The sequence below is a fragment of the Mesorhizobium sp. C372A genome (genome assembly GCF_030323245.1).
In the GTDB taxonomy this organism is placed as follows: Bacteria; Pseudomonadota; Alphaproteobacteria; order Rhizobiales; family Rhizobiaceae; genus Mesorhizobium.
The window spans coordinates 5014729-5029232 of record NZ_CP100475.1 but is presented as its reverse complement, the minus strand read 5'-3'; the positions used below and the strand labels follow the sequence as shown (position 1 = coordinate 5029232).

The following is a 14504-nucleotide window of genomic DNA, read 5'->3' as shown; positions in this document are numbered from 1 at the left end:
GGGTGCCGCGTTTTTATGGTCGAACTGGTTTGCTAGCCGCTGGACCATCGTGGATTGTCCGGGCGGCAAAACTGCCGCGACCTCCTACCTCCCCTCGATGGGGAGGTCGGCGCGAAGCGCCGGGTGGGGTGACTGCCGAGACCCAAAAGAAAAGGCCGCCCGGAGGCGGCCTTTCGATGTCTGGAACGTCGCAGCGCTTAGCGCTTCGAGAACTGGAAGGAACGACGGGCCTTCGCCTTGCCGTACTTCTTGCGCTCGACGACGCGGCTGTCGCGGGTCAGGAAGCCGCCCTTCTTGAGCACGGCGCGCAGTGCCGGCTCATAGTAGGTCAGCGCCTTGGAGATGCCGTGACGAACGGCACCGGCCTGGCCGGACAGGCCGCCGCCGATGACGGTGGCGACGATGTCGTACTGGCCGGCGCGGTTGGAAGCGATGATCGGCTGGTTGAGGATCATCTGCAGGACCGGACGCGCGAAATAGGTCGCGAATTCCTTGTCGTTGACGACGATCTTGCCCGAACCCGGCTTCACCCAGACGCGGGCGATGGCGTTCTTGCGCTTGCCGGTGGCATAGGCGCGGCCCGACTTGTCGAGCTTCTGGACATGGACGGGTGCTGCCGGCTGGGTGTTGGTGTTGCCGGTGGCGGCGCCCAATTCTGCGAGCGAGGAAAGCTCAGCCATCTTATGCAACCTTCTTGTTCTTGGCGTTCAGCGCGCCGACGTCGAGGGTGACGGGCTGCTGGGCGACATGCGGATGTTCCGTGCCTGCATAGACGCGGAGGTTCTTCATCTGACGACGGCCGAGCGGCCCGCGCGGGATCATGCGTTCGACGGCCTTCTCGACGACACGCTCGGGGAAACGGCCCTCGAGCAGCTGGCGCGCGGTGCGCTCCTTGATGCCGCCGGGGTGACCGGTGTGCCAGTAATAGACCTTGTCGGTGAACTTCTTGCCGGTGAACACCACCTTGTCGGCATTGATGACGATGACGTTATCGCCGTCGTCGACATGCGGGGTGAAGGTGGGCTTGTGCTTGCCGCGAAGATGATTGGCGATGACAGTGGCGAGACGGCCGACGACGAGACCCTCGGCGTCGATCAGCACCCACTTCTTCACCACATCCGCAGGCTTCTGCGAAAAGGTTGCCATGGATTTTCTGCTTTCGATTTTGACCTTCCGAAGAAGGCGTTTCTTGTTGCTTGGATTGGCGACAAGGCACTTGCCCGCCGCCAATAACAAAAACGGCGGCCTTTGCGGGCCGCTGCTTCGTGACGGCTTATAGGCGAGGGGAGTGGGCACGTCAAGGCGCGGGAAAAGCACGTCTGCTCGTAAAGTGCAATAAAAACAAAGGTTTGACTAAAAGGTATTATTTTACCACATCGGCGGCGAGCTTCGGCGGGATCGAATAGGTGCCGGTCGCATGCGCAACCGTGTGTTCCTTCGGTCCGGCGACGATGTCGATATCGAACACCATCAGACTCTTGCCCAGCTTCAGGATGCGGCAATGGCCGTCGATCGGGCCGGCCTCGGCCTTGCGGACGAAATTGATGTTGAGGTTGACCGTAACCGAAAGCGCATCCGGCCCGGCATGGCTGAGCACGCAGACATAGCCGCCAATGTCGGCCAGCGTGAACAGCGAGGGCCCGGACACCGTGCCGCCGGGACGCAAATGCCGTTCGCTGGCGTTGAGCCGCACCGTGCAGCCGCCGGGAAACACATCGAGCGCCTCATACGACGTGAACTCGTCGTTGAGCTGGGGGTAGACGCTGGCCATCAGCGCATTGACTTCAGCCGCCGTCAGCACCGGCTTGAGATTGTCCTGGGCGGGCATGTCGGTCTCTCGTTCTATGCCGGGCCTGTATGAACGCAATGATGCGCTTCTGGCAACACCTCTGGCGCAAGCGATGGGTGTTGATGAAACTCGATCCGATATTAGATAGTCTGGCGGCGCCCGGCGGAATCGCGGAGACCCTTGTCATGGCCGAAATCCTTTCGATCAAACCTGTTGCCATAGACGGGCCGGTCATCGCCGGGCTGGACAAGGGCGTGCTGCGCCTGACGCTCGCCAATCCGCCCGCCAATGCCTTGTCGCTTTCCGTCATGGCGGGATTGAGCGCCGAGCTCGACCGTGCCAAGGCCAACAAATCGGTCCGCGTCATCGTCTTGGCGGCCGCCGGGAAAGTCTTCTGCGCCGGTCACGATCTCAAGGAAATGACCGCGCGCCGCGCCGACGCCGACAAGGGCAAGGGGTTTTTCGAGCAGACATTTTCGGCTTGCGCGGCGTTGATGCAGCAGATCGTGCGCCATCCGCTCCCGATCATCGCCGAAGTCGATGGCCTAGCCACCGCTGCGGGGCTGCAACTGGTTTGCAGTTGCGACCTCGCCATTGCCTCGCATGAAGCGACCTTCTGCACGCCGGGCGTCAATATCGGCCTGTTTTGTTCGACGCCGATGGTGGCGCTGTCACGCAACGTGTCTCACAAGCACGCCATGGAAATGCTGCTCACCGGCGAGACCATCGATGCCGCAACCGCCAAGGAATTCGGCCTGGTCAACCGCGTCGTGCCGCGCGAATACCTGAATCAGATCGTCACCAAATACGCGCAAACCATTGCCTCCAAATCATCTCTGGTGGTCAAGACCGGCAAGGAAGCCTTTTACGCGCAGGCCGAGATGGGATTGGCGGACGCGTATGCCTATACCGGCCGCGTCATGGTCGAGAACATGCTGGCCCGCGACGCCGAGGAAGGCATCGGCGCCTTCATCGGCAAGCGCAAACCGGAATGGACGGACGAATAGGTTTTCGATCCATGGAACCGCGCATCTCCATCATCACCATCGCCACCGACGATCTCGAGCGCGCCGTGCGCTTTTACGAAGGCATGGGCTTGAAGCGCCACGCCGGCATCACCGATGGCGTCGCCTTCTTCCAGATGGGCGGCGCCATTCTCGGCCTGTTCCCGAGGCCAAGCGCCGAGGAGGATTCAGGCATTGCCTTCGCCGCAGCACCGTCGGCGGTCTACCTCGCCTACAACACCCGCTCCGATGCCGAAGTCGACGACGTGCTGGCGGCCGCCGAGAAGGCCGGCGGCAGGATCGTCAAGCCGGCAGGCCGCGCCTTCTGGGGCGGCTGGTATGGATATTTCGCCGATGCCGACGGCCATGTCTGGGAAGTCGCACACAATCCGGCCTTCCCGATCGCGGATGACGGCACCATCTCGCTGCCGGACTGAGCGTCCGCATGGGCTATCGCAAGCAACTGACCCGGCTTAAGGCGCCTTATCTCAAACGCATCCTGATTGACCCCGAGCGCGTGGAAGATTGGGACAAGTATCCCTGGAACCTGCCTCTGTTCCGCGGCCGCGAATTCGAGCTCGAATTCACCACGCCGATCACCATCATTGTCGGCGAAAACGGCACCGGCAAATCGACGCTGCTGGAAGCGATCGGCGCGCTGGCCGGTTACGACGAAGCCGGCGGCGGCAAGGGCTACATGCCCGTCGACCACTCCGGCGCCATCGACGAGAGTGGTGCAGCGCTTGCCGACACGTTGCGCGGCCACTGGCTGCCGAAGGTCACAGCGGGTTGGTTCTTCCGCGCCGAATCTTTTTACTCGGTTGCCCGCTATCTCGATCAGGCGGCGCTGGAATCTGGCGGGGCGCCGCCGGATTTCCTGTCCTGGTCGCATGGTGAAGGGTTCATCCGCTTCTTCGAGGAGCGCTGCCGCCGGCAAGGTATCTACATCCTCGACGAGCCCGAAAGCGCGCTGTCGCCATCGCGGCAGATCGAGCTGCTGAAGATGCTGCGGCGCATGGACCGGTCCGGCACGGCTCAAGTGATCATGGCGACGCACTCGCCGCTGCTGATGGCCTGTCCGGGCGCGCGGCTGTTCCGCATCAGCCGCTTCGGCCTCGACCCCACAGATTTCACCGATACCGATCATTTTCGCATGATGCGCGACTTCTGCACGGACCCGCAGTCCTTTATGGAGGAAGCACTGAGGGAGACCGACGAGTGAATCACGATAGCTACGACAATGCCTATATCGGCGGCATCCTCAATTCTGTGAAGACCATCGCCATGGTCGGCGCGTCGGCCAACGATGTCAGGCCGAGCTTTTTCGTGCTGAAATACCTGCTGGCCAAGGGCTTTTCGGTGTTTCCGATCAATCCGGGGCAGGCCGGCAAGGAAATCCTCGGCCGCATGACCTATGCCAGCCTTGCCGATCTGCCTGAACCAGTCGACATGGTCGACATCTTTCGCGCCTCCGCAGCGGTGCCCGGCATTGTCGATGAGGTGCTGAAGCTCGACCCCTTGCCGAAAGTCGTCTGGATGCAGCTTGGCGTGCGCGATGACGAGGCGGCCGCGCGTGCCGAGGCGGCCGGTATCAAGGTGGTGATGAACCGCTGCCCGAAGATCGAATATGGCAAGCTGTCGGGCGAGATCGGCTGGACCGGCGTCAACTCCGGTGTGCTTTCGTCGAAGAAGCCGCTGATGCGGTCGGGATTCCAGAGTTTCGGTGTGCGCCAGAAGTAAGGCAGTGAATGGTGAATGGTGAATAGAAGGATTTTCCTGGAAGCCGGGTAAAGCCGCATATGAGCGGCTTGCAATCAAGGTGGGACTGGCCGACTTTGCGACCACCATTCATCGCTCACCATTGACCATTTCATCATTCACACGTTTACCGCTCAGGGAGGTTTTCGATGACCCGCACGCCCGGTTTCAACACGCTCGCCGTCCATGCCGGCGCCAAGCCCGACCCGGCGACGGGCGCACGCGCCACGCCGATCTACCAGACGACCTCCTTTGTGTTCGACGATGCCGACCATGCCGCCTCGCTGTTCGGGCTGAAGGCCTTCGGCAACATCTACACCCGCATCATGAACCCGACCCAGGCGGTGCTGGAAGAGCGGATCGCGGCGCTCGAAGGCGGCACGGCTGCACTTGCCGTTGCTTCCGGCCATGCCGCACAGGTGATCGTGTTCCACAATCTCATGCGGCCTGGCGATAATTTCGTCGCCGCCACAAGGCTTTACGGTGGTTCGATCAATCAGTTCGGCCATGCCTTCAAGAATTTCGGCTGGGAGGTGCGTTGGGCCGACACCAACGACGTCTCCACCTTCGAAAGCCAGATAGACGACAAGACCAAGGCGATCTTCATCGAGAGCCTGGCCAATCCCGGCGGCACCTTCGTCGACATAGAGAAAATCGGCGACATCGCCCGCAAGCACGGCTTGCCGCTCATCGTCGACAACACGCTGGCCTCGCCCTATCTGGTGCGGCCGATCGAGCATGGCGCCGACATCGTCGTCCATTCGCTGACCAAGTTCATCGGCGGCCACGGCAATTCGATCGGCGGCGCCATCGTCGATGGCGGCACGTTCGACTGGTCGAAATCCGGCAAATATCCGATGCTGTCGGAGCCGCGCCCCGAATATGGCGGCCTTGTCCTGCACGAAACCTTCGGCAATTTCGCTTTCGCCATCGCCGCGCGCGTGCTTGGCCTGCGTGACATCGGCCCGGCGATTTCGCCGTTCAATGCCTTCCTGATCCTGACCGGGCTGGAGACCTTGCCACTCAGGATGCAGCGCCATTGCGACAATGCGATCACCGTAGCCGGCTGGCTGTCCAACCACCCCAAGGTCGCCTGGGTCAACTATCCCGGCCTGCCCAGCGACAAGAACAACGCGCTGCAGAAGAAATACTCGCCGCAAGGCGCCGGTGCTGTCTTCACCTTCGGCCTGAAGGGCGGCTACGACGCAGGCATCAAGTTCGTCGAGGCGCTCGAACTGTTCTCGCACCTCGCCAATGTCGGCGATACCAAGTCGCTGGTCATCCATCCGGCCTCGACCACGCATCGCCAGCTTTCCGACGAGCAGAAGGTCAAGGCGGGTGCCGGACCGGACACGGTCCGGCTTTCCGTCGGCATCGAGGATGTCAACGACATCGTCGCCGATCTGGAACAGGCTTTGACCAAGGTTTGAATTTTTTTAGTGAGTAGTGAGTAGTGAGTAGTGAGTAGTGAGTAGTGAGTAGTAGTCGGTATTCACTAGTTAGCAGTGATTAGTGATCAGCCACCCGCTCGAGGGAGCGCTTTCCGCTCACTACTCACTACTCACTACTCACTAGTCACTACTCTGCACTACTCACTAGTCACTAATCTGTTGGAGGCAAACCCTGTCCGCGCATTACTTGGCAATATCGACCGACAGCGTCGACGCCGAGATTGGCGCCCCGGCGCCGGATCGTCTGATTGCGGGCGATCCGAAGTTCCGCACCTGGAATGTCGAGGAGCGCGATGGCCGCCTCTATGCCGGCATCTGGGAAGCGACGCCGGGCAAATGGCGCATCGAATATGACGAATGGGAGTTCTGCCACATCCTGTCCGGCGTCTCGGTGGTTGCCGAGGATGGCGGCGAGGCGCGCACGGTCCGGGCCGGCGACAGTTTCGTGCTCAGGCCAGGCTTCAGGGGCAGCTGGGAAGTGCTTGAAACGACCCGCAAGGAGTATGTGGTCAAGCTCTGATCTCGCGGCGCAAGGGTTCTGGCCCAGCGATCCGATCTCGACATAGTGTATGACTAAGTCATACACTATGCTATAGTTTGGGGTTCGGAAGGATGCGACCATGCGAACGACCCAACCGCTGACCATCACCCTGCCGCACGACCTCGCGCAGATGGTGAAGGACAAGGTTTCCTCAGGCAAATACGCCAACGAAAGCGAAGTTATCCGCGATGGCTTGCGCACCCTGGTAGCGCGCGATTCGGCCATGCAGCGTTGGCTGCTGGAGGAAGTGGTGCCGGCCCTTGAGGATGCTCGCGAGCATCCCGAGCGCCTTTTGACGGCCGAAGAGGTACGCAAGAACCTTTCCGACTACGCTCGAAAAGTCACTGCAAGGCCGCGCACCGGTGCATGAAACATCGGGTGAGGTTTCACGCCGCGGCACAGCAAGACATTGCCGAGTTGCTGGCCGAATTAGCGCCAAGGGCGGGCGTCGATACGGCGCTGAACTTTGTCGGACGGATTGTTGATTATTGCCTGAGCTTCGAGACATTGCCCGAGCGGGGAACACGTCATGACGCGATTGCTCCTGGCTTGCGCACCGTTGGCTGGCGCCGTCGCGCTACCATTGCATTTGAAGTCACCGGTGACAGGGTGATCATACTGCGGATTCTCTACGCCGGGCGTACGCTTGAGCTTTCCGGCGAGGATTGAGCCAAGGGGCTGGTTGCCGCCTGCATAGAACCCCCATCCTCGCGTCAGAACCCGACGGCGAGCTTTTCCAGCCCATGGAAATGATAGGTGTCGCGGAAGCGCGGCTCCTCCGCAAGATGGAGTTGCGGCTGCCGCTCGAACAGGGTTTTCAGCGACACCTGCAACTCCAGCCGCGCCAGCGGCGCACCGATGCAGAAATGGATACCGGCGCCGAACGAGACATTCTTCTGGTCTGGTCGGCCGGGCCGGAAGGCGCCAGGTTCGGCAAGGGCAAGCGGATCATGATTGGCCATGCCGAGCAGCAGGCCGACCGTCTCCCCCGGTTGTACGACAACCCCGGATGTCACCTCGACCTCCTGATAGGCGTAGCGGGTGAACATGTGCAGCGGCGCGTCGAAGCGCAGGCACTCCTCGACCGTCGCAGCGGTTGCTTCCGGCGAGGTGAAGAAACGGCCGGGGTCGTCGCCTTGCGCCAGCAACGTGCGCACGGCGTTGCCGGTTTGATGGACGGTCGCCTCGTGGCCGGCATTGAGCAACAGAACGGCGGACGAGACCAACTCGTCTTCCGACAGCTTCTGGCCATCCTCTTGCGCCGCGATCAGCAGCGACAGCAGGTCGTCGCCAGGCTTCTTGCGCCGCTCAGCGACATAGCCACGCAAAAAGTCGGAAAAATCGCGCGCGGCGCGATTGGCCGCTTCCTCGGTCTCGCGCGTCCGGCCATGCATGTACATGGCCACCATCCGGTGCGACCAGTCGAGCAGTTGCGGCCCCATTTCCACCGGCACGCCAAGCATTCCGGCAATGATGGTGATCGGCAAAGGCGCGGCGAAGCTGGGCAATAGATCGACCTGGCGCGGTTCGAAACGGTCGATCAGTTCATTGGCCAGCGCTTCGACGCGCGGTCTCAGCTGCTCTACCTGGCGCGAGACGAAGGCGCGGTTGACCAGGGTTCTGAGCCTGGTGTGCACCGGCGGCTCCAGCTCCAGCATCGAATTGGTCTCGATGCCGTCGAAGGCGATGAGGTGCGAGCGATCCTCGCCGATGCCGCGGCTGTCGGGAATGCCGGCCGGGTTCTGGCGACCGAAGCGGCGGTCGCGCAACAGCCGGTTGACGTCGTCGAAGCCGCCAAAGCACCAGAAGCCGAATTCCTCCCAGAAGAAGGCATTCGATGCGCCATGCAGGACGGCATAGGCGTCGTAGGGGTTCTGGAAAAACGCCGGTTCGTGCGGATCGAGCCGCAGGCGGCGCGTGGCTGGATCAAAGGCGAGGTAGGGCGGCATGGATGTGGTCATGCCAGACCATTACCGCGGCTTGCCGGCTTGGTGCCAGACCGGATGTTGGCACCCGACGGCCCTATGGATTGAGCCAACCGAGGCGGACCTCGGCGAAGTACCGAAGTCTAGTCCTCGCAATGCCTGGCAATATGCACGCGGCGCCAGCTGGTCGAGCCTTCCTGCACCACCACCCGGCGCGCCATCCTCTGGTATGACGGCGCTATCTGGGTGACGTGCCGCCGCTCGGGCCGCACCAGCACTTCATGGGCGACGCTCTCATATTCGGCCGGCAGCACAACCCGGCGGGTGCGCTCCGGTTCAACCACCACCGTTTCGGCCACACGCGCGTAGCGGGCCTTGCGCCACACCTTGCACAGCACCTTGCGGCCGTGGATGACGCGCCATTCCCAGGCATAGCCGCCATCGTCGACCTGGACCGTGCGGTAAACGGTGCGGGTTCTCGCCGGTACGATGTCATAGGTGACTCGGGGCGGCGCGATCTGCTCGACGCGCTCCATGGTGCCATAGATCGGCGGATCATAGTCGACCAACTGCCCGCCGGGACTGACCATGACGTCTTCATAGACGGTGTCATAGAGCGCCGGCCTGTGCACCGGCTCATAGCATTCGGCGGCCCGGCCGCCGGCAACCGCATCGGACACCATGCCGAGACCGGCAAGGCCGGGGATGGCGAGGCAAGCAGTTTTCCTGATCATGGCACTCCCCCTGTTTGAACCCGAAACGTGAGGTTCAATGTTGAATTGTAGGGGATGGTTCTCCGGGGGAAAGCGGTTTCGCCGCGTTTCGTTAAGCGACGGGGTTAAGGAATTGCTACACCGCAAAAACGCCGTTGGCCGCCTTCGGGCTTCCCTTGCGCGGAAACCTTGATTCGACTTAACCAGATGGCTAGGAGAGGCGGCCTTGCGCTAGGGTGAGCCGGCATCCTATTTACATTCTAACCATCAAGAACCGATTCTGCCCGATTTCCCGGCGCCGGAATCCCCATCTCCAAAAAGGGTAGTCCATGAAGAACCCCGTCGAAACCTACATGAACCTCGTTCCGATGGTGGTCGAGCAGACCAATCGCGGCGAGCGGGCCTACGACATTTTCTCGCGCCTGCTGAAAGAGCGCATCATTTTCATCACCGGCCCGGTCGAAGACGGTATGGCGACGCTGGTTTGTGCACAGCTTTTGTTCCTCGAGGCCGAGAACCCGAAGAAAGAGATCAATCTCTACATCAACTCGCCGGGCGGCGTGGTGACCTCGGGCATGGCGATCTACGACACCATGCAGTTCATCAAGCCGGCGGTGTCGACGCTGTGCATCGGCCAGGCGGCGTCGATGGGCTCGCTGCTTCTGACCGCCGGCCACAAGGACATGCGTTTTGCCACGCCGAACGCCCGTATCATGGTTCACCAGCCTTCCGGCGGTTTCCAGGGCCAGGCCTCCGACATCGAGCGGCACGCGCAGGACATCATCAAGCTGAAGCGCCGCCTCAACGAGGTCTACGTCAAACACACCGGTAAGAGCTACGAAGACATTGAAAAGACGCTTGACCGCGACCATTTCATGACAGCCGACGAAGCCAAGGATTTCGGCCTCATCGACAAGGTCATTTCGTCGCGCGAGCCGGTCGAAGGCGCTGCGGCATAAGCGCTGCATGGCAGTTGCGTGGCTGGATAACGCGCTTTTGCTGGGATTTGCGGCATTTCGGCCACAATTGGCTGTTCCCTCGGTGGATGGGATTGCCTACGTTAAGGCTATGTTGATTTTCGACGGCTTAGCTTTGTGCAGGGTTGGCGCGAATCATTGCGACGTTTTCTGATTTGTGTTTCGTACGGAATGCGTTGCGGGAGCCGGGACACTGGCGGCGGCGAATTCCCGCGATAGATAGAATATGCGCCCTTTCAGCCAGACCATCGGCGGGCGGCCATGAAAGGACAGGAAAATGAGCAAAGTCGGCAACAACAGCGGTGATTCGAAGAACACGCTTTATTGCTCGTTTTGCGGCAAAAGCCAGCACGAGGTGCGCAAGCTGATCGCCGGCCCAACGGTGTTCATCTGCGACGAGTGCGTCGAGCTATGCATGGACATCATCCGCGAGGAGAACAAGACCTCGATGGTGAAGTCGCGCGAGGGCGTGCCGACCCCGCAGGAGATCCTGAAGGTTCTCGACGACTATGTCATCGGCCAGCCCTACGCCAAGCGCGTGCTGTCGGTGGCTGTCCACAACCACTACAAGCGCCTGGCGCATGCCGGCAAGAACAACGACGTCGAATTGGCGAAGTCCAACATCCTGCTGATCGGCCCGACCGGCTGCGGCAAGACGCTGCTTGCCCAGACGCTGGCCCGCATCATCGACGTGCCCTTCACCATGGCCGACGCGACGACGCTGACCGAAGCCGGTTACGTCGGCGAGGACGTCGAAAACATCATCCTGAAGCTGCTGCAGTCGGCCGACTACAATGTCGAGCGCGCCCAGCGCGGCATCGTCTACATCGATGAAATCGACAAGATTTCGCGCAAGTCCGACAACCCATCGATCACCCGCGACGTGTCGGGCGAGGGTGTGCAGCAGGCGCTTCTGAAGATCATGGAAGGCACCGTTGCCTCCGTGCCGCCGCAGGGCGGCCGCAAGCATCCGCAGCAGGAGTTCCTGCAGGTCGACACCGCCAACATCCTGTTCATCTGCGGCGGCGCCTTCGCCGGGCTGGACAAGATCATCTCGGATCGCGGCAGGAAGACTTCCATCGGCTTCGGCGCCATCGTGGCTTCGCCCGAGGATCGTCGCACCGGCGACGTGTTCCGCCTGGTCGAGCCCGAGGATCTCTTGAAGTTCGGCCTCATCCCCGAGTTTGTCGGCCGTCTGCCGGTCCTGGCGACGCTTGAAGACCTCGACGAGCCGGCGCTGATCCAGATCCTGACCGAGCCGAAGAACGCGCTGGTCAAGCAGTATCAGCGGCTGTTCGAGATGGAGAGTGTCGACCTGACCTTCCATGAGAATGCGCTGTCGGCGATCGCCAAGCGCGCCATCGAGCGCAAGACCGGCGCCCGTGGCCTCCGCTCGATCATGGAAGCGATCCTGCTCGACACCATGTTCGAACTGCCCGCTCTGGAAGGCGTGCGCGAAGTGGTGATTTCGGAAGAAGTGGTGACCGGCAGCGCCCGGCCGCTCTACATCTATTCCGAGCAGAAGGAAAAGAAGGGCAACGTCAGCGCCTGATCTGGCATCTGGCCTAACCTTTTTATGGAACGGCGCCCGCGGGGCGCCGTTTTGCTGTGGTGAGGTACCGATCCTTGTGACGGAGTGGATGAACGAACGTGTCGACCCTTGATCTTTGCCTCTCGTGCATCCAACTAACATCGGAAGGCCGAGGTGCCGAATTCTGTGCTGTAAAACTCCCGTCACAAACGGTGGTAGGCGGAACGATCACCGGTCGTTAATATGAGATTCGCGGTTGGCTCAATTAGCGGCCGCGACATGAAAGGTTGGACAATGGCCAAAATATCCAAGGCTCCCAGCGACGGCGTCTTCGCAGTCCTCCCACTGCGCGACATCGTGGTGTTCCCGCACATGATCGTTCCGCTCTTTGTCGGGCGTGAAAAGTCGATCAAGGCGCTGGAAGAGGTTATGGGTCAGGAAAAGCAGATCCTGCTTGCCACCCAGATGAATGCCGCCGATGACGATCCCGAGCCCGATGCGATCTTCGACATCGGCACGCTCGCCAATGTGCTGCAATTGCTGAAGCTGCCCGACGGCACCGTCAAGGTGCTGGTCGAAGGCGCTTCGCGTGCCAAGATCGTCTCGTTCACCGACCGTCCGGACTTCCACGAAGCTACCGCCACGGCGCTGGTCGAGCCGGAGGAGGAAGAGGTCGAGGTCGAGGCGCTCGCCCGTTCGGTCGTCACCGACTTCGAAAACTACGTCAAGCTGAACAAGAAGATCTCGCCTGAAGTGGTGGGCGCCGCCAGCCAGATCGACGACTATTCCAAGCTCGCCGATACGGTTGCCTCGCACCTCGCCATCAAGATCCCCGAGAAGCAGGAGATGCTGGCCACGCTGTCCGTCAAGGAACGGCTGGAAAAGGCGATGGGCTTCATGGAAGCCGAAATCTCCGTCCTGCAGGTGGAGAAGCGCATCCGCTCGCGCGTCAAGCGCCAGATGGAGAAGACGCAGCGCGAATATTACCTCAACGAGCAGATGAAGGCGATCCAGAAGGAGCTCGGCGAAGGCGAGGACGGCCGCGACGAGGCCGCCGAGATCGAGGCGCGCATCAAGAAGACCAAGCTCTCCAAGGAGGCCCGCGAAAAGGCGGAAGCCGAGTTGAAGAAGCTGCGGACGATGTCGCCGATGTCGGCGGAATCGACCGTCGTGCGCAATTATCTCGACTGGATCCTGTCGATCCCGTGGGGCAAGAACTCCAAGGTCAAGCAGGACCTGGCGTTTGCGCAGAACGTGCTCGACACCGATCATTTCGGCCTCGATAAGGTCAAGGACCGCATCGTCGAGTATCTCGCCGTGCAAAGCCGCCAGAAGAAGCTGAAGGGGCCGATCCTGTGCCTCGTCGGCCCTCCCGGCGTCGGCAAGACCTCGCTCGGCAAGTCGATCGCCAAGGCGACCGGCCGCGAGTTCATCCGCATGGCGCTTGGCGGCGTGCGTGACGAGGCCGAGATCCGTGGCCACCGCCGCACCTATATCGGCTCGATGCCCGGCAAGGTCATCCAGTCGATGAAGAAGGCCAAGAAGTCCAACCCGCTCTTCCTGCTCGACGAGATCGACAAGATGGGCCAGGACTTCCGCGGCGATCCGTCATCGGCTTTGCTCGAGGTGCTCGATCCCGAGCAGAACTCGACGTTCATGGACCATTACCTCGAGGTCGAATACGACCTGTCGAGCGTGATGTTCGTGACGACGGCGAACACGCTGAACATCCCTGCGCCCCTGATGGACCGCATGGAGATCATCCGTATCGCCGGCTACACCGAGGACGAGAAGATCGAGATCGCCAAGCGTCACCTGATGCCCAAGGTGATCCGCGATCATGCCCTGCAGCCGAAGGAATTCTCCGTCGGCGAGGACGCGATCCGCGGCATCATCCAGACCTACACCCGTGAAGCGGGCGTCAGAAGCCTGGAGCGCGAGCTGATGAAGCTCGGGCGCAAGGCGGTGACCGAGATCCTGAAGACGAAGAAGAAGACGGTGAGCATCACGGCGGCGAACCTCGCCGATTACCTCGGTGTTCCGCGCTTCCGCTTCGGCCAGGTCGAGGCTGACGATCAGGTCGGTGTCGTCACCGGTCTTGCCTGGACGGAAGTCGGCGGCGAGCTGCTGACGGTCGAAGGCGTCATGATGCCCGGCAAGGGCCGCATGACGGTGACCGGCAATCTGCGCGACGTGATGAAGGAATCGATCTCGGCGGCGGCCTCTTATGTCCGCTCGCGGGCCATCGATTTCGGCATCGAGCCGCCGCTGTTCGACAAGCGTGACATCCACGTCCACTTGCCCGAAGGCGCCACGCCGAAGGACGGTCCGTCTGCAGGTGCTGCCATGGCGACGGCCATCGTATCTGTCATGACTGGTATTCCGGTCCGGGCCGATGTGGCGATGACTGGCGAGATAACGCTTCGCGGCCGCATCTTGCCGATCGGCGGCCTCAAGGAGAAGCTGCTCGCCGCATTGCGCGGCGGCATCAAGAAGGTGCTGATCCCGGAAGACAACGCCAAGGATCTGGCGGAGATACCGGACAATGTGAAGAACGGTATGGAGATCATTCCGGTCTCACGTGTCGGCGAGGTTCTGAGGCACGCGCTGGTGCGCATGCCGGAGCCAATCGAGTGGGTCGAGCCGGTCAATCCGCCGGCTTCCACCGATACCGTTGACGATGCTGGAAAGTCGCTTGCACATTAGAAACTACTAAAGTTGCAGTGCACAAAGAGAGAGCCGGGCCTTGAGCCCGGCTTTTTCATGTGAAAAACCCACCATTTCCGGGCTTTTTTCAACTTTTTTCCGGCTTTTT

16 protein-coding genes are annotated in these 14504 nt (G+C 61.4%); 11 read left to right on the top strand and 5 right to left on the bottom strand.

All coding sequences use genetic code 11. The features are described from left to right. Positions 1–197: 197 nt before the first annotated feature. The 3 genes from rpsI to NLY42_RS24120 all read right to left on the bottom strand — a co-directional run bounded on the left by rpsI (position 198) and on the right by NLY42_RS24120 (position 1828). A complete protein-coding gene (rpsI, locus tag NLY42_RS24130; RefSeq protein WP_023669408.1) occupies positions 198–680 on the bottom strand; it encodes a 30S ribosomal protein S9 in 483 nt (160 codons plus the stop codon). A 1-nt stretch (position 681) separates the two neighbouring features. Continuing rightward, the gene (gene rplM / locus NLY42_RS24125) at positions 682–1146 is read right to left on the bottom strand and encodes a 50S ribosomal protein L13 (protein WP_023669409.1); all 465 of its coding nucleotides are present in this window, start codon (positions 1144–1146) and stop codon (positions 682–684) included. A 217-nt stretch (positions 1147–1363) separates the two neighbouring features. Next, complete coding sequence (locus NLY42_RS24120; protein WP_023743589.1) at positions 1364–1828, bottom strand: PaaI family thioesterase; 465 nt, start codon at positions 1826–1828, stop codon at positions 1364–1366. A 146-nt stretch (positions 1829–1974) separates the two neighbouring features. Between NLY42_RS24120 and NLY42_RS24115 the strand changes: the two genes are divergently transcribed. From NLY42_RS24115 to NLY42_RS24080, 8 genes are all read left to right on the top strand, one after another. Further along, positions 1975–2796 carry an enoyl-CoA hydratase gene (locus NLY42_RS24115; protein ID WP_023753604.1) on the top strand — a complete coding sequence of 274 codons (822 nt, stop codon included), beginning with the start codon at positions 1975–1977 and terminating at the stop codon, positions 2794–2796. An 11-nt stretch (positions 2797–2807) separates the two neighbouring features. Beyond that, positions 2808–3230 carry a VOC family protein gene (locus NLY42_RS24110; protein ID WP_023689472.1) on the top strand — a complete coding sequence of 141 codons (423 nt, stop codon included), beginning with the start codon at positions 2808–2810 and terminating at the stop codon, positions 3228–3230. An 8-nt stretch (positions 3231–3238) separates the two neighbouring features. After that, on the top strand, positions 3239–4015 hold the full coding sequence (locus tag NLY42_RS24105) for an AAA family ATPase (RefSeq protein ID WP_023693294.1): 777 nt from the start codon (positions 3239–3241) through the stop codon (positions 4013–4015). Beyond that, on the top strand, positions 4012–4533 hold the full coding sequence (locus NLY42_RS24100; protein WP_023669414.1) for a CoA-binding protein: 522 nt from the start codon (positions 4012–4014) through the stop codon (positions 4531–4533). Before NLY42_RS24105 ends, NLY42_RS24100 begins: the two co-directional genes overlap by 4 nt. Before the next feature lie 167 nt (positions 4534–4700). Next, positions 4701–5981 (top strand): O-acetylhomoserine aminocarboxypropyltransferase, encoded by a 1281-nt coding sequence (locus NLY42_RS24095; protein ID WP_023693295.1) that lies wholly within the window; start codon positions 4701–4703, stop codon positions 5979–5981. A 208-nt stretch (positions 5982–6189) separates the two neighbouring features. Continuing rightward, positions 6190–6522: a cupin domain-containing protein gene (locus NLY42_RS24090; protein ID WP_502882124.1), complete on the top strand. Its 333-nt coding sequence runs from the start codon at positions 6190–6192 to the stop codon at positions 6520–6522. Between the two features lie 100 nt (positions 6523–6622). Further along, positions 6623–6913, top strand: a complete 291-nt coding sequence (locus tag NLY42_RS24085) for a ribbon-helix-helix domain-containing protein (RefSeq protein ID WP_023753602.1) — start codon at positions 6623–6625, stop codon at positions 6911–6913. Further along, the gene (locus tag NLY42_RS24080) at positions 6910–7212 is read left to right on the top strand and encodes a type II toxin-antitoxin system RelE/ParE family toxin (protein WP_023753601.1); all 303 of its coding nucleotides are present in this window, start codon (positions 6910–6912) and stop codon (positions 7210–7212) included. Before NLY42_RS24085 ends, NLY42_RS24080 begins: the two co-directional genes overlap by 4 nt. Positions 7213–7256: 44 nt before the next feature. Here NLY42_RS24080 and NLY42_RS24075 read toward each other — a convergent pair whose 3' ends face one another. Then, positions 7257–8504, bottom strand: a complete 1248-nt coding sequence (locus tag NLY42_RS24075) for a cytochrome P450 (RefSeq protein ID WP_023753600.1) — start codon at positions 8502–8504, stop codon at positions 7257–7259. A 107-nt stretch (positions 8505–8611) separates the two neighbouring features. Then, a complete protein-coding gene (locus NLY42_RS24070; protein WP_023753599.1) occupies positions 8612–9202 on the bottom strand; it encodes a hypothetical protein in 591 nt (196 codons plus the stop codon). A 308-nt stretch (positions 9203–9510) separates the two neighbouring features. Here NLY42_RS24070 and clpP point away from each other — a divergent pair, with 308 nt between their 5' ends. The 3 genes from clpP (at position 9511) to lon (ending at position 14395) form a co-directional block, all read left to right on the top strand. Next, on the top strand, positions 9511–10140 hold the full coding sequence (gene clpP / locus NLY42_RS24065) for an ATP-dependent Clp endopeptidase proteolytic subunit ClpP (protein ID WP_023682306.1): 630 nt from the start codon (positions 9511–9513) through the stop codon (positions 10138–10140). A gap of 295 nt (positions 10141–10435) precedes the next feature. Beyond that, positions 10436–11710 (top strand): ATP-dependent Clp protease ATP-binding subunit ClpX, encoded by a 1275-nt coding sequence (gene clpX / locus NLY42_RS24060; protein ID WP_023682305.1) that lies wholly within the window; start codon positions 10436–10438, stop codon positions 11708–11710. Between the two features lie 273 nt (positions 11711–11983). Further along, on the top strand, positions 11984–14395 hold the full coding sequence (gene lon / locus NLY42_RS24055) for an endopeptidase La (protein WP_023682304.1): 2412 nt from the start codon (positions 11984–11986) through the stop codon (positions 14393–14395). Positions 14396–14504 lie beyond the last annotated feature (109 nt).